The sequence below is a fragment of the Roseinatronobacter sp. genome (assembly GCF_051859525.1).
Taxonomy (GTDB): domain Bacteria; phylum Pseudomonadota; class Alphaproteobacteria; order Rhodobacterales; family Rhodobacteraceae; genus Roseinatronobacter.
Genome location: NZ_JBHYFM010000002.1, coordinates 101256 through 121427 on the forward strand (window position 1 = coordinate 101256; position 20172 = coordinate 121427).

Here is a 20172-nt window from a genome sequence, read left to right on the forward strand (position 1 = left end):
TAGGGGGGCTGCCGCCCCCCGACCGGCCCTGACGGGCCGCCCGCCCCCTGCGAGTATTTCAGGCAAGATGAAGGCGGTAGTCGCTGACCAGCAGCCGCCAAGGTGACGCATCCTCGTCAACCTTCGTGAAGCGCGGCAAGGGCGGATCAAAGATATTGTCGGTTTCATCGTCATTGACGGTGCTGACCTCGCCAATCAGGCAATCCGCGCCTTCGGCCCAGAAGGCATGCCAGTCACCGGGCCTGAGTGTCACACTTTCGCCGGGTGCCAGTTTCAGCTTGCCGCCTGCGGGCAGCGTGCGGGCAACCCCGTCACAGGTCACTGTGACCGGCAAGGATGGATCGCGGCGCCCGTCAGGGGATGACGCGAAAAGTTCCACCACAAGGGTTCCGCCGCCACGGTTGATAATGTCTTCGGATTTGACGGCATGCGTGTGCATCGGACTAAGCTGGCCCACACGCGAGATCAGCAGTTTTTCGGCATAGACCATACCACGGCCCTGTTGCAGTTCTGCCAATGTGCCATTGCGCAAGGTGAACAGCGCAAGGCCCATACTCGCAAAATCACCGCCGCCATAATCGGTAATATCCCAGCCCAGCCGCCGGTCCCTGATATGGGTGTGATCGCTGGCGCGCAGGGCCTCGGGCGACAGATGGGCAAACGGGGGCAAGGCGAACCGGAAGCCCGCGATGAACGCATCGGCGGCCTGGAGTATATCGTTGATTACAGATCGTTTCATGCGTGCCTCCTGTTTGCGCTACCGGCCTTTTGTGGCATGCCCACAGCTGGCGTAAAAGCGCGAACTCGGTCCCCACTTGCATTTCCGCGCGCGACTGCGCATGTTGCGCGCCTGCCCCCTAACGAAAGGCGCGATTTCATGGTCGCCACGACTGACAGCCCCGCCGCGACGACGACATGGATCGTTCTGGTCGGCATCAGCCTGTGCCATATGATCAACGATGTGATGCAATCGCTGCTTGCCGCGCTCTATCCGCTGATGGCGCAGGAATTTTCGCTTAGTTTCTGGCAGATCGGGCTGATGACCTTCGCGTTTCAGGTGACAGCGTCGCTGATGCAGCCGCTGGTCGGGCTGGTGACGGACCGCAAGCCCATGCCGCAATCGCTGCCGGTGGGGATGGGGTCAACACTGATCGGGCTGGTGTTGCTGGCCAGCGCCCAAAGTTATGGCGGGCTGCTTGCGGGCGCCATGCTGATTGGCGTGGGGTCTGCGGTGTTCCACCCCGAAGCAAGCCGCGTTGCAAGGCTGGCATCAGGCGGGCGGTTCGGCACGGCACAGTCGCTGTTTCAGGTAGGCGGAAATTTCGGGTCCGCGCTGGGGCCATTGCTGGCGGCATTTATCGTCTTGCCTATGGGGCGGCCCAGCGTGGCATGGTTTGCCGTTCTTGCGCTTGTGGGCATGTTCCTGTTGAACCGTGTGGGCGTGTGGTATGGCGCGATCAACCGGGCGAACGCCGCGCACGGGCGCCCCAGCCGCGAATTGGGCCTGCCGCGCGGGCGCGTTGTCTGGGCGGTTGTCATTCTGGCCATTCTGACCTTCAGCAAGAATGCATATACCGCAAGTATCAGCAGCTATTACACATTTTTTCTGATCGAGCGTTTCGATATGGGGATCGGGGCAGCGCAGCAAATGCTGTTCCTGTTTCTGGCCGCCGCAGCTGCCGGCGTCATGCTGGGCGGGTTGATCGGGGACAGGTTTGGCCCGCTTGTCGTGATCTGGGTGTCCATTCTGGGGGTTTTGCCCTTCACGTTGCTGCTGCCGCATGTGGGGCCTGTGGCAACCGGCGTGCTGTCTGTGGTGATCGGGATCATCATCGCGTCTGCCTTCCCCGCGATTGTGGTCTATGCGCAGGAACTGTTGCCAGGGCGCGTGGGGCTTGTGGCCGGAATTTTTTTCGGTCTGGCCTTCGGCTTTGGCGGTATTGCGGCGGCCTTGTTGGGTGTTGTTGCCGATTTTCGTGGTATTATATGGGTTTATCAAGCCTGCGCCTGGTTGCCGGCCTTGGGGATTATCACAATATTTTTGCCCCGCAGGCCCATGATGCAAGCCTAGCCAGCGCTTGACCCTGCCATGACCTTCGGCTAATCCATGCAGCAGCGCGGGCATGGTGAAATGGTATCACATGAGCCTTCCAAGCTCTTGGTGCGGGTTCGATTCCCGCTGCCCGCTCCAACCTTCACTTGCATCAGGCGTATTTTCCGCATTTGCTGGCCGGACCAGCATAAGGAATGAGTGATGAGTGATATCCCGATGCCCCTGAACGGCTTGGTTACCGCGTTTCTGAATGACACGGCACCTGATGCGCTGCGCCAGACGGTTCTTGATGCGCGCAAGCGTGATACTTTGGCGGGAACCTACCCCTATCCGCGCTGGATGAAGAAAGCAGACTATGAGGATGAGCTGAAACCGCTGCAATTCGAACTGGTCAAGCTGCAACACTGGATCGCTGATACCGGCCAGCGTGTGGTTGTCATTTTTGAAGGGCGCGATACGGCTGGCAAATCAGGGGCCATCAACCGGATCACCGAAGTCACGAATCATCGCACCGTCCGGGTCGAGGCCCTGCCACGCCCCACCGACCGCCAGTTGCGCGAATGGTATTTCCAGCGCTATGTCGAATGCCTGCCAGCGGGCGGGGAAATGGTGCTGTTTGATCGCAGCTGGTATAACCGCGCCGTGATCGAGCATGTGTTCGGGTTTTGCACGCCCGAGCAGCGAGAACGGTTTTTCCTTCAGGTTCCGGAGTTCGAGCGCATGCTGGCGGGCGATGGTGTACACCTTATCAAGATCTGGCTGAATGTGGGACGGGCCGAGCAGTTGCGCCGCCTGCTTGCACGCGAATCCGACCCGATGAAGCATTGGAAACTGTCGCGTATTGACGTTGACGGCTTGGGGAAATGGAACAGCTACACCCATGCCATTGCGGAAACCTTCGCGCGCAGCCATACCGATTTTGCGCCATGGACCGTGATCCGGTCCGAAGACAAGTTCCGCGCAAGGCTTGCGGTGCTGCGCCATATCCTTGGCCAGCTCCCCTATGATTTCAAGGACACTGCCACGCTTGCGCCCCCTGACCCGCAGATATGCAGCACACCTGACGGGTGGGATATGGAGTTGTGGCCAGAGGGGGCGGACGACCAGACCGGTTAGCCGCCCGTCCTGTGCGCGCTGCCCTGTCGCATGGCCGCTTTGCATTCGGCGACCATGTAATCTGCAAACAGGCGTATCTTTGGGTCCTGCTGGCGCCTGTGGGGATAGACACAGGCAAAAATTGCAGGCTCGGGGGGGACATCCGGCAGGATTTCAACCAACCGCCCCGCGCGCAAATATGGGGCAAGTTCATATCTCGGGCGGTTCACTATTCCAGCGCCGTCCAGCGCCCAATCGACCAGAACGCCCGCATCATCGCAATCCAGCTGGCCCTGCAAATCCAGTCGCAACGGACCGTCAGGGGTTTGCAATGTCCAGTAATATTCCGGCGAACGCGGGTAGCGCAGCAACAAGCACGCATGGGCGCGCAGATCATCAGGGACTTCAGGCGTGCCGCGCGCCGCCAGATAGTCCGGACTGGCGGCAAGGACGCGCGGGGCGTCCATGATCTTGCGCTGCTTCATGCTTGAATCCGGCAACACCCCCAGAACGAAGGCCATATCGATCTGGTCCTCGACAATATCGACACGCCGGTCCGACAGTCGCAAATTCAGCCGGATTTCGGGATAGTCACGGGTAAACCGGCGCGCAAGCGGGGCAATCAATGCCCGCCCAACACCAAGGGGCGCAGTCACGCGAATGGTCCCGCGCGGCTGGCCCGATATGCCCGCAATCGCGGCCTCGGCATCCTCCAGCGCGGTGATGACCTTGCGCGCGTGGTCATAGAAATCGCGGCCGATTTCAGTGGGCATAAGTTTGCGGGTCGTCCGGTTGAACAGCCGCACCCCAAGACGCGCTTCCAACTCCTTGATCCGTTTGCTGGCCACCGCGGGCGTCAGGCGCAAATCCCGCCCGCCCGACGTGATGGAGCCAAGCTCACTAACCCGCACGAACACGCGCAACGATTCCAGATAGGACATCTGCGCCCCCGATTGCTATAATTTACAGCACAGTTACCAACAAACTGTTGAAACAGTCTAACCTTTTTGCCTGTTTCGTTGAAAGTGGTATTAAGCGATTATCCTGATTACCCTGTCTTGTCGCGGATCAAAGGTTCATCATGCCCAATCGTCAGGCCATGCGCTTCTTGTTGAACAGCAAAGCCGTAACACTGTCCGAGGTGGCGGCAACAGATATGTTGCTGGACCATCTGCGCCTTGAACAGCGCCTGCGCGGCACCAAGGAAGGCTGCGCCGAAGGCGATTGCGGGGCCTGCACGGTTCTGGTGGGACGGCTGGGCGCGCAGGGGCTGGAGTACGAGCCGGTGAATGCCTGCATCCGCCCGCTGGCATCCTGTGACGGCTGCCATGTCGTGACGATCGAGCATCTGCGCGGCCATGATGGCGCGCTGCATCCGGTGCAGCAGGCGATGGTTGACCATCACGGCAGCCAGTGCGGGTTTTGCACGCCCGGTTTTGTCATGGCGCTTTATGCCCTGTGGATGCGCAAACCCGCCCCGTCCGAGCATGACCTGGACCGCGCCCTTCAGGGCAATCTGTGCCGCTGCACCGGATATGCGCCGATTATCCGCGCGGGGCTTGCCATGGGCAGCTATGGCACAACCGACCCGCTGATGGACGAACGCGCATCCGTCGCGCAAACCTTGCGCGACTGGCAGGACGGGGCGCGCGTGGATATCGCAAAGCATGGCAGCCGCGCCATTTTACCCGCCAATACCGATGATCTGGCCCGCATTCTGGAACAGCACCCTGACGCGCGCATCATCGCGGGGGCCACAGATGTCGGGCTTTGGGTGACGAAATTCCTGCGCGATCTGCCGCTTGCTGTATTCATCGGCCATCTGGATGAATTGCGCGACATTGACGACACAGACGATGCCCTGCATCTGGGGGCGCTGGTCAGTTATGCACAGGCGCATGCCCCCCTGCGCCAGCATTTCCCGCACATGGCCCGCTACTGGGACCGGATCGCGGGCTGGCAGGTGCGCGCAATGGGCACGCTGGGGGGCAATATCGCCAACGGCTCGCCCATCGGGGACACGCCGCCGCCGTTCATCGCGCTGGGGGCGCGGCTGGTGTTGCGCCATGGCGCTGCACGGCGTGACATGCCGCTGGAAGATTATTTTCTGGATTATGGCAAGCAAGACCTGCGGGCGGGGGAATTTGTCGAAAAGATCATCCTGCCCAAAGCTGCGCCAAACACGCTGCACGCCGCCTACAAGATTTCCAAGCGCAGGGATGAGGATATTTCCGCCGTGGCGGCGGGGTTTGCCCTGACAGTTGAGGGTGGCACCATCACCGATGCGCGCGTGGCCTTCGGCGGGATGGCGGCAACACCAAAACGCGCGCGTCACGCCGAGGCGGCGCTGACAGGCCAGCCGTTTGCGATGGACAGCTTGCAGCGCGCCGCCAATGCCCTGCCACAGGACTTCATCCCCCTGTCGGACATGCGCGCCAGCGCCGAATACCGCATGCGCGCCGCGCAAAACCTGTTCACCCGTTTCTGGCTGGACGCAAACGGCACCCCCGCCACGCTGGAGGATGCGATATGAAAGACACCCCCACCAGCACAGACGGCGCGGCCCGACAGGACCAGAACCACGACAGCGCAATCAAACATGTGACCGGACGCGCGGAATATACCGATGACATCACTGAACCGGCGGGCTGCCTGCATGCCTATATCGGCACGGCAGGCGTTGCGCATGGCACCATTACCGCCCTTGATCTGGACGCAGTGCGCGCGGCCCCCGGTGTCGTGGCCGTGCTGACCGCACAGGATATACCGGGCCGCAACGACATTTCGCCCAACGGGCTGAATGATGAACCGGTTTTCAGCACGGGTCTGGTGCAGTTCCATGGCCAGCCGGTTTTTGCTGTGGTGGCCACAACCCGTGACCTTGCGCGGCGCGCCTGCCGTTTGGCAAAGTTCGAGTATGCCCCCCTGCCCCATGCCTGCGATATTGATGCGGCCGAACGCGCCGCCTATCCCGATGTGACAGCGCCGCTGACGCTGGAACGCGGGCAGGCGGGTCCGGCACTGGATGCCAGCCCACACCGCATCAGGGGACGCATGCGTGTGGGCGGTCAGGATCACATGTATCTGGAAGGGCAGATCGCGCTGGCCATCCCCGGCGAAGATGACGAAGTGTCGCTGTTTGCCTCCACCCAACACCCGAGCGAGGCGCAGCACATGGTCGCCCATGCGCTGGATGTGCCTGCAAATGCTGTTGTGATCAATGTGCGGCGCATGGGCGGGGGGTTTGGCGGCAAGGAAACGCAGATGAACCTGTTTTGCGTCATTGCCGCGCTGGCTGCAAAACAACTGGGTCGCGCCGTGAAATTGCGCCCTGACCGTGATCAGGACATGGAAATCACTGGCAAGCGGCATGATTTCCGCATTGATTATGATGTGGGGTTTGACGATCAGGGCCGCATTCTGGCCGTGGACGGCGTGTTTGCCGCACGCTGTGGCTGGTCATCGGATCTGTCCGGCCCCGTGACAGACCGCGCGCTGTTTCATGCTGACAACGCCTATTTCTACCCCCATGTGCGCCTGAAATCCCGCCCGATTAAAACCAACACTGTCAGCAACACGGCCTTTCGCGGCTTTGGTGGTCCGCAGGGTGTGATTGCCGCCGAACGCATGATCGAAGAAATCGCCTATGCGTTGGGCCGTGACCCGCTGGAGATACGCCGCGCCAACTTCTACCGCGATGGCGCGGATGTGACCCCCTATCACCAGACGGTTGAAGATAACATCCTGACACGGCTGGTGGATGAACTGGAACAATCCTGCGATTATCAGGCCCGGCGGCGCGCGGTGCTGGACTGGAACGCCAAGGGTGGCATCATCCGCAAGGGCATTGCCCTGACCCCCGTGAAATTCGGCATCAGCTTCACGGCCACATGGTATAATCAGGCTGGTGCCTTGGTGCATGTCTATAATGACGGGTCGATCCACCTGAACCATGGCGGCACCGAAATGGGACAGGGGTTGTATACCAAGGTAGCCCAAGTGGTGGCCGAAGCGTTCGGCGTTGATATATCCCGCATCAAGATCACCAAAACCACCACTGAAAAAGTGCCCAACACATCGGCCACTGCCGCCAGCAGCGGGTCGGACCTGAACGGGATGGCCGCCCTTGATGCCTGTAACCAGATCAAGGCGCGGCTGGTGGAATTCGCGGCCAGCCATTGGGGCGCAGACCCGCAATCAGTTCGGTTCCAACGCGGTCAGGTGACAGTGGGCGCGCAGGACATTCCCTTTGATGAACTTATCAAGGCCGCCTATATGGCGCGCATCCAGTTGTCAGCCGCAGGGTTTTACAAGACACCGGAAATTCACTGGGACCGCGCCAAGGGTCGCGGCCAGCCGTTTTATTATTTCGCCTATGGCGCTGCCTGCGCAGAGGTCAGCATTGACACATTGACGGGCGAAACCCGCGTGGACCGCGCCGATGTGCTGCATGATGTGGGCCGGTCCCTGAACCCCGCGCTGGATCTGGGGCAGGTCGAAGGGGCGTTCGTGCAGGGTATAGGCTGGCTGACGTCAGAAGAACTGGTGTGGGACGACAAGGGCCGGTTGCGCACGCATGCGCCATCCACCTACAAGATCCCGCTGGCGTCTGACCGGCCACGCATTTTCAATGTACGGCTGGCGGATTGGTCCGAAAACGTGAAACCCACAATCAAACGGTCCAAGGCCGTGGGGGAGCCGCCCTTCATGCTGCCCATTTCCGTGTTCGAGGCGATTGGCATGGCCGTGGCGTCGGTCGCGGATTACCGCGAATGCCCCCGCCTTGATGCACCCGCCACACCCGAACGCGTACTGATGGCGGTCGAGCGGTTACGGGCGCGCACATGAACGGCGCGCACGACATCCTAAGCGGCCCCGCAGCCGTGATCCATGCGCGCATTTCGCGCGTGCACGGGTCCAGCCCGCGCGAAACAGGCGCAGAAATGTTCATCACCGCGCAGGGTATGGCAGGCACCATCGGCGGCGGGCAGGCGGAATGGCTGGCACTGGGCCGCGCGCGCGACATGCTGGCACAAGGTGAAATGCGCGCAACGCTGGATATCGCCCTTGGGCCGGAAATAGGCCAATGCTGCGGCGGGCGGATCGCGATAGATCTTGTGCGCCTTGGCGACAGCGCGCGCGCGGCACATCTGGCGCACCTACAGGGGGCAGTGCGCCCGCATGTGCTGATCCTTGGCGCGGGCCATGTGGGTCGCGCGCTGGCGCGCATCATGGCAACCCTGCCCTGTGACACATTCCTGATCGACACGCGCGCCACCGAACTGGCGCAAGCCCCCAAGGGCGTGCAAACCCGCCTGACCCCCTTGCCCGAAGCGGAAATTGCACAAGCCCCGCCAGCAAGCGCGTTCATTGTCGCCACCCATGACCACGGGCTGGATTTTTTGGTAACGCTGGCCGCGCTGCGGCGCAAGGATGCGGCCTATGTGGGGTTGATCGGGTCAGCCACCAAACGCGCGCGGTTTGACCGTTTCGCGCGTGACCACGGCGCGGGCACCGACACGGCGGCGCTGACCTGCCCTATCGGCGTGGCGGGCCTTGGCGACAAGCGCCCCGAAGTCATTGCCTTGATGACCGCGCAGGAAATCATTACGGCCTTGCGCAACACAGCCCACGCACAAGCCGGTGCCTGTGCCGCATCCATGTGAAAGCACCAAGATGACCCGAACCCTGATCCGCGCGCGGTTGTTGACCTTTCTGCGCGAACCGCACGGCCCCGATGATACGGCCAGTTTCCGCTATATCGAAGATGGCGCTTTACTGATCGAGGGGGGCATGATCCACGCCATAGACGAATTTGGCCAAATAAACGCCCCCGATGCAACCATCATAGACCACCGCCCGCATCTGGTCCTGCCCGGTTTTATCGACACACACCTGCATTTTCCACAAACGCAGGTGATTGCAAGCTGGGCTGCGGAATTGCTGGACTGGTTGAACGATTATACCTTTCCCGAAGAAACCCGCTACAGCGACCCGGACCTGTGCGCGCGCATGGCCAGCGCGTTTCTGGACCGGCTGACAGATCATGGAACGACAACAGCTGTGGCCTATGCGTCTGTGCACGCAACCTCTGCCGAGGCGCTGTTTGCGGAGGCGTTGAAGCGTGACATGCGCCTGATCACCGGCAAGGTGATGATGGACCGCAATGCGCCGGACGGGCTGCGCGACACGGCGCAATCAGCCTATGACGATACCAAGGCACTGATCGCGCGCTGGCATGACAAGGGGCGTCTGGCCTATGCGATCACGCCGCGTTTTGCCATCACCTCCACCCCCGCGCAGATGGCGGCCGCGCAGGCCTTGGCGCTTGAGCATCCGGATTGCTACATCCAGACCCATCTTAGCGAAAATCACGCCGAAATCGCGCTGTCTTGCCAGCTATACCCCGATGCGCTGGATTATACCGACATTTACGCCCGCTACGGGTTGCTGGGGCCAAAATCACTGCTGGGGCACGCGATCCACTTGTCTGACCGCGAAATAGCGGCCCTTGCAGATGCAGGGGCGAAACCGGTGTTTTGCCCGACATCCAACCTGTTTCTGGGCAGCGGGTTGTTTGATGATGCGAAACTGCGCGCGGCTGGACTGGTCAACGCGATTGCCAGCGATATAGGCGGCGGCACCAGTTATTCGATGCTGCAAACCCTGGCCGAGGGATACAAGGTGCTGCAACTGCAACGCCAGCGCCTGCACCCGTTTCGTGCCTTTCACTGGATCACGCGCGGGAATGCGGCGGCCCTTGGGCTGGCGCACCGCATTGGCACGCTGGACGCAGGCACCGAGGCTGATTTCGTTGTCCTGAACGCCCGCGCAACCCCTGCCATGGCCCAGCGCATGGACCGCGCTGACACCCTGACCGAGGAATTATTTGCCCTGCAAGTGATGGGCGATGACCGTTCTGTTGTGCAAACCTATGTCGCGGGGCACCCGCAAAAGGCGGTCTGACACGCGCTGCGCGTTCTGCGGGTATGATATGACCGGCTGTTCAGGGCGTGTTCGTATTGCCTGTGGGTTTGGGCCTGTTGCGGCCCTTCGCACTTGGATATAGCCCGCGCCGTGGGCATTCCCCGAATGGCAGCTTCAGACCAGTAGCCCCTGAACTGACAGAACCGAACGCAAACAGCATCAGCGCGGTGCCATATGCAACCAATAGCTGTAATCGCCAGCCTGCGGCGCGGCATCCGTGTTGGAATCCGGCAAGGCCCGCTGTTGCATGGCCTGTTGCAGGACGCGTTTCAAGCGGCGCAGCGCAACAGGTTTGGTCATTAGCATCAATCCCGCGGATTCTGCGCGCTGCGCAAGGTCCGGACTGTGATTGGCGGTGATCAGAATTGCCGGAATCGCGCCATAGCGGCTGCGCAACTGCGCCACAACATCAATCCCGCTTTCGCCATCATCCAGCAAATAATCGGCCAGTATTATATCAGGCGCAACGCCCAGCTCGGCCACCTGCTGTTCGGCCTGCGCAAGGTTTGCGGCCTCCAGCGGGCTTGCGCCCCAATGCTCCAGCACGTCCATCATGGCCGCACGCACACTGGCGTCATTTTCAATCACCAGCACAAGCAGGTCATCCAGCGGACTGCGTGCCGCATCCTGCCCTGCGGCCGCAACAACCGGATCAGGCACCGCCATTCGGGACCGTGGGACGGTCAGCCTGAACACCGTTCCCTTGCCCATCTCCGAACGCAATTCCAGCGGGTGGCCCAACAGCGCACAGGCCTGTTCCACAATCGCCAGCCCCAACCCCATCCCCGTCGAGGCATTTGGCGCAAGCCGCGTGAATTCCTGAAAAATCTCGGATTGTTTGTCAGGCGGAATGCCCGGCCCTGTATCCCAGACTTCCAGCCGCAACCGCGCCCCCTGATTGCGCACACCGACCAGAACCCTGCCAGACGCGGTATAGCGAATGGCGTTTGACATCAGGTTTTGCAAAATACGCTTCAGATAGATTGCATCACTCAGGACAACGGCACGACTGGGCATAACCACCAGACCCAGCCCTTTTGCCTGCGCAATGGGGCTGAATTCCTCGCTCAGGCGGTCCAGCAACGGGCCAAGGGCGATAGGTTCGGGTTTGGCGCGCGCCGCACCAATGTCGAATTTGGAAATATCCAGTAGCGCGCCCAATATCTGCTCTACACTGCCGAAGGCGCTGCTTATGCGCTCGGTCAGGCGTGCTTGCCCTGCGTCAAGTCTTGTGGTGGACAGCGACCCCAGAAACAGCTTCGCCGCATTCAAGGGTTGCAGCAGATCATGGCTGGCAGAGGCCACAAACCGCGATTTCGAGGTATTGGCCCGTTCCGCCAGATCGCGCGCGGTTTCAAGCTCCAATGTGCGTTCCCGGACCCGCGCTTCCAGTGTTTCATTCAACCCGTGCAATTCGGCAATAGCGCCGCGTTCCTTGGTCATGTCGGTCAGGGACATAACGAAACCACGGTCGGGCATGGCCTGCGCCGACAGGTGCAGGATGGTTCCGTCATCTTGTGTGATATCCAGCGACAGCGGCGGGCGATAGGGCGGGCCTTGCACCCATTGCATCAACAACTGGGCGACACGCCCCTGCCCAAGCTGGCGACGGCGGGACAGATCCTGCAGGATACTGGCAAAGGGGGTGCCGATGGCCAGCAATTCCACTGGCGGCAGGAACATCTCGCGCACGCGCCGGTTCCAGCCGGCCAGCCGTGCCTTGGCGTCGAAAATTGCCACCCCCTGATCAATATGGTCCAGCGTGGCGCGCACCATCTGCGCCTGTTCGTCCAGCAGTTTCGCGCGTTCCTCGCGTTCGGTGCGCACCATTGGGGTCACATCGGTCTGGGTCACGGCTGTCCCGCCCGAAGGCATGCGCTGTTCGCTGACCTGCAACCATTGATCGTCCTTCAATGGCACAATGAAATTCACATTCTTGCGCCGGTGGCTGTCCAGCCGCTGTTCCACCCAGCCCGCGCGGGTCTGATCTTCGGGCAGATGCAGATACGGGCTTTGTGACACAAGGTGCACATACTCCCTGAATGCAAGCCCCGCACCAATGCGCTTGCGCAGATCCGGCAAGCCCGCGCAAAACCGCGAGTTCCACATGACAAGCATGTCCTGCGCATCAAATAGCGCGAAGCCTTCGCGCATGGCTTCCAGCGCGTCGGTCAAGATATTGCGGGCGCGCACGGCCATGCGTTCGGCCTGTGACAGGCGCGAATTGGCAATACGCAGCTTGTCCAGCGTTTCGGCCAGATCGCGGGTGCGGCTGCGCACCTGCTGTTCCAGCGCCACGACATGCTGCAACTGCCCCGCCGGCCTGCTGGGCGACTGCCCGCGTTCGGACCGGTCCATAAGCGCCGCCACGATGGCACGCAGGCGCTGGTTTTCCTCGGCCATGGTCAGGCCGGGGGGCAGAAAGTCCTTATGCATCATTCACCCCGCCGGTAACAGCAAACATCGTATCCGGTTCGGGCTGTGGCGGATAGAAGGCAAGCCCCGTGAAGGTCTGGTTCACATGCACCAGATTGAACTGTTCGCCATATGTGTTGAACCCTGCCACACCATAGCGGTCCAGAACGGCACTGATGCGCCCGCGGTTCTGGGTATGCTCGGCCTCCAGCCTGCGCAGGATGCAGTCACAGGCCAGAATTGCAGGCAGCGGCCCGTTCCCCGCCAGCCCCGCAAGCTGGCTGTCCAGATGCGCGACCAGATCGGCGCTTGTGGCAAGGCGCAGCACCAGCCCCGGTTCCACCGCCGAGAAGAAGCGCAGCGTGCCATCAGGTTCCACACGCTGGATGGCAAGAACATGATGCTCCGTGCCAATCTTGGACACCACCGGATTGGCCGCGAATATGAAAGGGGACAGTTGTTGCGGGTCCTTGCCCAGAAGCCGCGCATATTCCGGCCCCGCAGGCATTCCGTTAATCTGGCGCACCAGCCTTTGTTCCGGGTCGGCATCTGTCACGACCATGCGCAGTTCGGTGGGTTCAAGATGGTCGAAACGAAACGCCGTAACCGTGCAGGGCGTGCGCAGCACCGCCAGCACCGCAGCATCGGTCATGAACCGCCCCTGATGCAGGACATGGGTCCGGCCAAAGCGCAGCCCGTCACCCGCCGAGCCGCCGACAAGCGGCGACTGGCTAAGCGCTTCGGACAAGGCCCAGACCAGTTGATCCTCCATCAGCGACAACCCGTCAGTCAGCAGGAATGCCACTTCATTGGACCAGTCCGCAGTCGAGAATGTCAATTCGGCGCGCAACTCAAAGGCAAGATCGCGCGCCTGTTCGGGCCTGAAATTGCGCAAGCCCTCGATATGGCCCACGGCCACCCGAAACAGGTCGCGCGGCAGGCCAATCGCGACGATATGCCCGTCCAGATAGCCACCATGGCCAATCTCGCCCGCTGTCGTGCACCCGATAACCGGCAATCTGGGCGGCAACCCTGCCAGTGCGCCCTCGACCTTGCGCAGGTCATGTCCCCCCCCGACAAACACGATCACCAGCGCCAGATCGCTTACGCCCAGCGCGGCCAGTATGTCAGACATGGCCTGCGCGGTATCCTTGTCCCCTGACTGCGCATGTCTGAATATCTCAGCGTTGCTGTGCATCGGCCGCCCCCTCCCCCAAAGGTACACGCACCGCGCCCGTTGCGGGCAGCGTCACGCCAGCCTAACGCAATGCGCGGTCCGGACAAGACCGGACCACGATTTCAGGACATGCCCCCGTCCCGCAATATCGACGCAAAAGACGCAGAATTGGCGATACGCACGGCCTGTGTCCGGCTTTGCGCCCCCATTTTGCGCAAGATCGCTGTAACATGGGCCTTGACTGTGGTTTCACTGATCGACAATTCAAACGCGATCTGCTTGTTCAGATACCCCTCGCAAACCAACGCCAGAATCCGGCCCTGCTGCGGGGTCAACGCGGCCAGCTTGTCGACCACGGCCTGTTCGTCGCTGTTGTCCCTGCCCGCTGGCGGCACATAGTTTTCAGGGGTAAACGTGCCGCCCTGCATCACTGTGCGGATCGCGGTGACGAACCCTTCGCGGGGGCTGTGCTTGGGCACGAACCCTGCCGCCCCTGCTTGCAGCACCGCTGTAACGATCCGGTCATCGGCCATGGACGACACCACCACCACCGGCACACCGGGAACCGCATTGCGCAACCGCATCAACCCGTCCAGCCCCGCCACATCGGGCAGGTTCAGGTCCAGCAATATTGCGTCCGGTTCCAGCCCACCGCGCAAATCATCCAGCGCCTGCCCCAGCGAACTGGTCGCATGGATGCGCGTGACCGCAAGGGTTTCTGTCAATGTCATTTGCAGGGCTTCACAGAACAGCGGATGATCGTCGATGATCATGATCATGTCGGTATCCTTGCCTGACGCTGCCCCGATGGTGATCATTCTGGCTCTCATTGCGCACCTGTCGTGTCGGCTATTGCAGTAATCTAGCGCAAATCCGGCAAAATGTGTGCCCCTTCTTAAGTCTTACGCTGCCACACGCCCGCCAATCGCATCACGCCGCCAGCATTGCCGCCACACGCCGCAACGCCAGTTGATACCCAAGTGTGCCGCACCCCGCGATCACGCCATCGGCGCGCGCGCTGACATAGGAATGGTGGCGGAAGGTTTCGCGCTTGTGGATGTTGGAAATATGCACTTCCAGCACCGGCCCGTCAAAGGTGTTCAGCGCGTCCAGAATTGCCACAGACGTATGCGAATATGCGCCGGGGTTTATGACGATCGCGCGCGCCGCGTCGCGGGCGGTATGGATCATCTCAACGATTTCGCCTTCGTGGTTGGACTGGAACAGCGCCGTTTCCACGCCCATGTCCCGCCCCAGCGCCGCACAATCGCGCGCGACATCATCCAGGGTTTCATGGCCATAGATTTCGGGCTGGCGGCGGCCCAGCAGGTTCAGATTCGGGCCGTTCAATATATGGATCATCGGAAGCGGCATTATCTATCCTTTCGCAACTAGCACCCTTAGTGCCACAGCCCTGCCGGTGCGAAAAGCACCAAGATGCGGCGCATGCCAATTGTTCGGACAGTTTGGCACATAAATGCACATGCAGGCATTTCATTCGGGGCAGGTTCGGCTTACATCTGGCAGAAGTTTCATAAACCGACCAAAGGCCAGATATGTCCAGCACCCCCCTGACCGACGCCCTTTCGCCCGTGACACAGGCGCTATTGGCCGCCGCGCGCGCGGCTGGCGCCGATGCCGCTGATGCCATCGCCATCGAGGGGCGCTCGGTCTCGATTGATGTGCGCAAGGGCGGGCTGGAACAGGCCGAACGCGCCGAAGGGCTGGACGTTGGGTTGCGCGTTTTCATCGGGCAGCGTCAGGCCTGCATTTCGTCGTCTGACACGCGGCCTGAAACCTTGCAGGCGATGGCCAGTCGCGCGGTCGCCATGGCCCGCGAAGCCCCCGAGGACCCCTATGCCGGACTGGCCGCGCCCGAACAACTGGCAGATATACGCAACGCGGACGGGCTGGAGTTGTTCGACCCAACACCCGAACCCGACCCCGCCACACTGGAACAGGACGCACGCCGCGCCGAGGCGGCGGCGCTGGCGGTCAAGGGCGTGACACAGGTGCAATCTGCATCAGCGGCCTATGGCCAACAGGCCGTCTGGATGGCGGCCAGCAACGGGTTTGAAGGGGGCTATGCCCGCAGTTCTCGCCATATTTCCTGCGTGGCCATCAGCGGCGAGGGCACGGGCATGGAACGCGACTGGTGCGGCGAGGGGCGCATTTTCCAGTCCGACCTGCCAGACGCGGAATATGTCGGCCAACTGGCGGCAGAACGCACGGTTGCGCGGGCTGGCGCACGCAAGCCCAAAACCGGCACCTATCCTGTGCTTTATGATGAACGTATCGCCTCCAGCCTGATCGGGCATTTACTGGGTGCCATCAACGGCAGCGCCATCTCTCGGGGGTCAAGCTGGTTGCGCGATGCGATGGATACGCCAGTTCTGCCCGATGGCATTTCGCTGCTTGAAGACCCGCTGCGCGTTCGCCGGTCCGGCAGCCGCCCCTTCGACGCAGAAGGTCTGGCCAGCCGCAAGAAGGCGCTTGTGCAGGATGGCATATTGCAAAGCTGGGTTCTGGATCTGGCAAATGCGCGCAAACTGGGGCTGGACAGCACCGCCAATGCCGTGCGCGGCACATCTGCGCCGCCAAACCCGTCCACATCCAATGTGATCCTGACCCAAGGGGATAAAACGCGCAGCGCATTGTTGCAGGACATGGGAACGGGGCTTCTGGTCACATCGCTGATCGGGTCCACGATCAACCCCAACACAGGCGATTATTCGCGCGGGGCCAGCGGGTTCTGGGTGGAAAACGGCGAAATCGCCTTTGCGGTGAATGAATGCACGATTGCGGGCAATCTGCGCGATATGCTGCGCAGGATCATTCCGGCCAATGATGCGCAGGACCACCTGTCCAGCGTCGTGCCCTCGCTTCTGGTGGAAGGGATGATGCTTGCGGGGGACTGATGATCTGGATCTGCTGACCCGCGCCGCGCACCATGCCGGACAGATCGCATTGCGGCACCTGAAGGCGGGGCCGAATGTCACGGAAAAACCCGATGGTCAGGGACCGGTGACAGATGCCGATATTGAAATCGACCGGATGCTGCACGCCCGCCTGTGTAAGGCGCGGCCAGACTACGGCTGGCTGTCCGAGGAATCCCGCGACACCCCTGACAGGCTGGGGCGCGCGCGGGTTTTCATCATTGACCCCATTGATGGAACGCGTGCCTTTGCGCAGGGACAGCAGGGCTTTGCACATGCCCTTGCCGTGGTCGAGGATGGCGAACCCGTCACAGCAGTGGTTCACTTGCCGGTGCCCGACCTGACCTACAGCGCCGTGCGCGGACAAGGCGCATATCTGAACGGCCAGCGCATTCATGCAACTGACCGCCAAACCGTCACGGGTGCGCAGGTTCTGGCCGCCAAATCCCAATTCACCCCGACCAATTGGCAGGGGGGCGTGCCATCAGTGCAGCCGCATTTCAGGTCGTCACTGGCATGGCGTATGGCATTGGTCGCCGAAGGCCGGTTTGATGCAATGGTGTCACTGCGCGCGACATGGCATTGGGACATTGTGGCGGGCGCATTGCTGGTTTCCGAAGCTGGCGGCAAGGCAAGCGATGGCAGGGGCTGCGGCCTGCGGTTCAACACCCGAACCGCACAATCTGACGGGATAATTGCAGGCGGCGCGGCAATACATGACGCGTTGATGGACCTGCGCCGCCCGGATCACGCCGTCTAGCCCCCGCCATGCGCCCGAATCCGGGGCGTGACTGATATGCGGCCTGCAAAACCTGTGAAATGCGCAGGGCCATTATTGCTTTTTTCATACCCGCATGCTGAAAGTCACCTGCATTCATCGCGACATGCGCGGGACTGGCCGCGCGGCCCCATATCGAAAGGAACACCCATGAAGAAACGCCTGCATCTGGTTTTCGGCGGAGAGTTGAAAGATCCGCGTGGCACTGAATTCGTGGACACTGACGCGATTGATATTGTCGGGCTGTTTCCCGATTACGCATCCGCACATGCGGCATGGAAAAATGCGGCCCAACGCACCGTGGATAGTGCGGAAACACGCTATTTCATTGCACATCTGCATCGGCTGATCGAAGAAAGCGACGAAACCAGCGCCACCCGCACCCTTGACGGCTGAACTGCGACAAACGCATGCTGCATTCCGCTGCTGAACGGCTGTATCTTATGTTGCACCATCGCGCTGGCGCAACTGCGCAGGCTGCATCTGTGCCACATCTGGACGGCCCTGTTATCTGGCTGCATGCTGACACCCAGCACGCAGTCAGCCAGCTTGACGCCTTGTCGGATACGATGATGCACCAATATGCAGAGCGCGGCGAACATGTGTCTGTTCTGCTTAGTTTCAGTGCGGGGTTGCAACCGCCCGCGGAAATTCCCGGACGCGCAGCATTGCCGATTGTTGCCGATAATGCGGATATCGCAACGGGAATAATGACGCAGCTGGCCCCTGTGGCGCTACTGGTCGCGGCGCAACGCCTGCCACTTGCCTTGATCAGTATCGCCGCCACTGGCGGGGCCAAAGTGATGATTGCCGATATGGGCAGCCCGCGCCTTCCGGGGTTTTGGGGGCATGTTCCGGGCTTGTGCAGCACGGTAATGGGGCGCATTCACCGTGTTTTCCTGTCCTCGGCATCCCAACGCACAAGCTGGGCCAAGGCGGGTGTGGCGCAAGACAGGATGCTGGTATCCGGCCCGTTGAATGACGCCCCGCTGGCACTGGGCTGCAATGAGGCCGAGCGCGACATGCTGGCACAAAGCTTCCGCCAGCGCACAGTGTGGCTTGCCATCGGCGTGCCCGAAGTCGAGGAGGCGATGATTGTTGCCGCCCATCGCGCCGCGCTGCGCGATTCCCACCGCGTTGCCCTGATCCTGCACCCGTCCGATCCCATGCGCGGCGCGGCATTGAAGGCGGAACTGGAGCCTAAATTCAATACAGCGCTGCGATCCGTCGATGACCTGATTACACCTGATACGCAGGTTTATGTCGTTGACACCGAAGGGGAACGTGGCCTTTGGTACCGGCTTGCCGTTGCCTGCTATATTGGCGGAACGCTTGACAAGACAGGCGCGACCGTTTCCCCCATGGAGGCGGCGGGACTGGGCTGTGCCATCGTTCACGGCCGCGAAACAGGCCCATTTGAGCAGGCGTTTCAACGCCTGAGCAATGCCAAGGCCACAAGCCGCATTCAACGCCGCGAAGCGCTGGGGCAGGCGATTTGCGCCGCCCTGCGGCCGGATCAGGCCGCGCAGATGGCCCATCAGGGGTGGCAGGTCGTATCAGAGGGGGCGGAAACAGCCGATATGATGATCGCAGCCCTGATGGAAACCCTGCAACCAGCCGGAGCGGCGTGATGCGCCCGCCCGCATTCTGGCACACCCCTGCGCATGAACCCGCAGCGCTTGCGCGCCTGCTGGCACCACTCGGCGCGGTTTACGCGGCAGCCACTGCGCGCCGCGTGGCCCGCGCGCCGCAATGGTGCCCGCCAGTGCCGGTTGTCTGCGTTGGGAACCTGAACATCGGCGGCACGGGAAAAACCCCGACAGTCATTGCGATCATCCAGAAATTGCAGGCGTTGGGGATCACGGCACATGTCATTTCGCGCGGGTATGGGGGCAATCTGGAAGGGCCGGTTCAGGTGCGCGAAGGTCACCATACCGCCGCGCAGGTCGGCGACGAGCCGCTGTTGCTGGCGGCCTTCACGCCCGTCTGGGTGGCGCGCGACCGTGCGGCGGGGGCACGCGCCGCAGTGGATGCGGGCGCACAGATGCTGGTTATGGATGACGGGTTTCAAAATCCCGCGCTGCGGCAGGACCTGTCAATCGTCGTTGTCGATGCAGCCACAGGGTTCGGCAATGGCCGTGTCATTCCGGCAGGTCCGCTGCGCGAACCCGTGGCGGCGGGGCTGGCGCGCGCAGATATGGTCCTGAGCATTGGCGCCCCCATGGCCCAGCGCCAGTTTTCAGCGGCATGGGGGGCACAGATCACTTGCCCGCATGTGACAGGCCAGTTGGCACCGCTGCAAATGGGCATGACATGGCAAGGGTTGCGCGTTCTGGCCTTCGCGGGCATTGGCCGTCCGGAAAAATTCTTCGCGACACTGCGCCTTGAAGGTGCGGAAATCCTGCGCGCCGAGGCGCTTAGCGACCACCACCCCCTGTCCGACGGGCTGATGAAACGGCTGGAGTTGGAGGCAACCGCCCTTGGTGCACAAATGGTCACCACTGAAAAAGACGCAGTCCGCCTGCCCTACAGCTTCCGGCGCAAGGTTCTGACACTGCCCGTGCGGTTGCGGTTTGATGATGCAACAGCGCTGGACGCCGCTTTGCACAGGCTGGCCACCGCAGGGCCCGTTTCCCAATAATCCGCAGGAACCCACCGGATTTTCTTGCGTTTGTTACATGGATTTCCTATGCGGGCGGCTCATGTCACTGCACAAGAAGGGTGGGACAAA

Annotated in this window: 17 protein-coding genes and 1 tRNA gene; 12 read left to right on the plus strand and 6 right to left on the minus strand. The window is 61.7% G+C overall.

Annotated features, from left to right (window positions below):
* Window positions 1–58: 58 nt before the first annotated feature.
* Entirely contained in the window at window positions 59–739 is a 681-nt protein-coding gene (locus ACTIE1_RS03480; protein WP_439561697.1) for a D-lyxose/D-mannose family sugar isomerase, read from the minus strand.
* Window positions 740–877: 138 nt separating this feature from the next.
* Between ACTIE1_RS03480 and ACTIE1_RS03485 the strand changes: the two genes are divergently transcribed.
* The 3 genes from ACTIE1_RS03485 to ppk2 all read left to right on the plus strand — a co-directional run bounded on the left by ACTIE1_RS03485 (window position 878) and on the right by ppk2 (window position 3169).
* The gene (locus ACTIE1_RS03485; protein ID WP_439561698.1) at window positions 878–2071 is read left to right on the plus strand and encodes an MFS transporter; all 1194 of its coding nucleotides are present in this window, start codon (window positions 878–880) and stop codon (window positions 2069–2071) included.
* Between the two features lie 46 nt (window positions 2072–2117).
* Window positions 2118–2191: transfer RNA gene (locus ACTIE1_RS03490), tRNA-Gly, on the plus strand.
* A 63-nt stretch (window positions 2192–2254) separates the two neighbouring features.
* Window positions 2255–3169, plus strand: coding sequence for a polyphosphate kinase 2 (ppk2, locus tag ACTIE1_RS03495; protein ID WP_439563260.1), 915 nt, complete (start codon window positions 2255–2257; stop codon window positions 3167–3169).
* Here ppk2 and ACTIE1_RS03500 read toward each other — a convergent pair.
* Window positions 3166–4089: a LysR family transcriptional regulator gene (locus ACTIE1_RS03500; protein ID WP_439561700.1), complete on the minus strand. Its 924-nt coding sequence runs from the start codon at window positions 4087–4089 to the stop codon at window positions 3166–3168. The two genes, ppk2 and ACTIE1_RS03500, sit on opposite strands and share 4 nt — an antisense overlap.
* Before the next feature lie 140 nt (window positions 4090–4229).
* Between ACTIE1_RS03500 and xdhA the strand changes: the two genes are divergently transcribed.
* From xdhA to guaD, 4 genes are read left to right on the plus strand one after another with little or no spacing between them, the layout of a single operon-like run.
* Window positions 4230–5681 (plus strand): xanthine dehydrogenase small subunit, encoded by a 1452-nt coding sequence (gene xdhA / locus ACTIE1_RS03505; protein WP_439561701.1) that lies wholly within the window; start codon window positions 4230–4232, stop codon window positions 5679–5681.
* Window positions 5678–7996 carry a xanthine dehydrogenase molybdopterin binding subunit gene (gene xdhB, locus ACTIE1_RS03510; protein WP_439561702.1) on the plus strand — a complete coding sequence of 773 codons (2319 nt, stop codon included), beginning with the start codon at window positions 5678–5680 and terminating at the stop codon, window positions 7994–7996. Before xdhA ends, xdhB begins: the two co-directional genes overlap by 4 nt.
* Window positions 7993–8814: a xanthine dehydrogenase accessory protein XdhC gene (gene xdhC, locus ACTIE1_RS03515; RefSeq protein WP_439561703.1), complete on the plus strand. Its 822-nt coding sequence runs from the start codon at window positions 7993–7995 to the stop codon at window positions 8812–8814. The genes xdhB and xdhC overlap by 4 nt, the downstream gene beginning before the upstream one ends.
* Window positions 8815–8824: 10 nt before the next feature.
* Window positions 8825–10114 (plus strand): guanine deaminase, encoded by a 1290-nt coding sequence (gene guaD, locus ACTIE1_RS03520; protein WP_439561704.1) that lies wholly within the window; start codon window positions 8825–8827, stop codon window positions 10112–10114.
* Between the two features lie 180 nt (window positions 10115–10294).
* On the opposite strand, the gene ACTIE1_RS03525 is transcribed toward guaD, so the two are convergent.
* The 4 genes from ACTIE1_RS03525 to aroQ form a co-directional block, all read right to left on the minus strand.
* Entirely contained in the window at window positions 10295–12574 is a 2280-nt protein-coding gene (locus ACTIE1_RS03525) for a PAS-domain containing protein (RefSeq protein WP_439561705.1), read from the minus strand.
* A complete protein-coding gene (locus ACTIE1_RS03530; RefSeq protein ID WP_439561706.1) occupies window positions 12564–13685 on the minus strand; it encodes an FIST N-terminal domain-containing protein in 1122 nt (373 codons plus the stop codon). Before ACTIE1_RS03530 ends, ACTIE1_RS03525 begins: the two co-directional genes overlap by 11 nt.
* 164 nt (window positions 13686–13849) lie before the next feature.
* Window positions 13850–14557 (minus strand): response regulator, encoded by a 708-nt coding sequence (locus ACTIE1_RS03535; protein ID WP_439561707.1) that lies wholly within the window; start codon window positions 14555–14557, stop codon window positions 13850–13852.
* 100 nt (window positions 14558–14657) lie between these two features.
* A complete protein-coding gene (gene aroQ / locus ACTIE1_RS03540) occupies window positions 14658–15101 on the minus strand; it encodes a type II 3-dehydroquinate dehydratase (RefSeq protein WP_439561708.1) in 444 nt (147 codons plus the stop codon).
* Window positions 15102–15283: 182 nt separating this feature from the next.
* Here aroQ and ACTIE1_RS03545 point away from each other — a divergent pair, with 182 nt between their 5' ends.
* The 5 genes from ACTIE1_RS03545 to lpxK all read left to right on the plus strand — a co-directional run bounded on the left by ACTIE1_RS03545 (window position 15284) and on the right by lpxK (window position 20082).
* Window positions 15284–16645 carry a TldD/PmbA family protein gene (locus ACTIE1_RS03545; RefSeq protein WP_439561709.1) on the plus strand — a complete coding sequence of 454 codons (1362 nt, stop codon included), beginning with the start codon at window positions 15284–15286 and terminating at the stop codon, window positions 16643–16645.
* A complete protein-coding gene (locus ACTIE1_RS03550) occupies window positions 16632–17423 on the plus strand; it encodes an inositol monophosphatase family protein (protein WP_439561710.1) in 792 nt (263 codons plus the stop codon). Before ACTIE1_RS03545 ends, ACTIE1_RS03550 begins: the two co-directional genes overlap by 14 nt.
* A 168-nt stretch (window positions 17424–17591) precedes the next feature.
* Entirely contained in the window at window positions 17592–17837 is a 246-nt protein-coding gene (locus ACTIE1_RS03555) for a DUF4170 domain-containing protein (protein ID WP_439561711.1), read from the plus strand.
* A gap of 14 nt (window positions 17838–17851) precedes the next feature.
* Window positions 17852–19072: a 3-deoxy-D-manno-octulosonic acid transferase gene (locus ACTIE1_RS03560; protein WP_439561712.1), complete on the plus strand. Its 1221-nt coding sequence runs from the start codon at window positions 17852–17854 to the stop codon at window positions 19070–19072.
* Entirely contained in the window at window positions 19072–20082 is a 1011-nt protein-coding gene (gene lpxK, locus ACTIE1_RS03565; protein ID WP_439561713.1) for a tetraacyldisaccharide 4'-kinase, read from the plus strand. The genes ACTIE1_RS03560 and lpxK overlap by 1 nt, the downstream gene beginning before the upstream one ends.
* Window positions 20083–20172 lie beyond the last annotated feature (90 nt).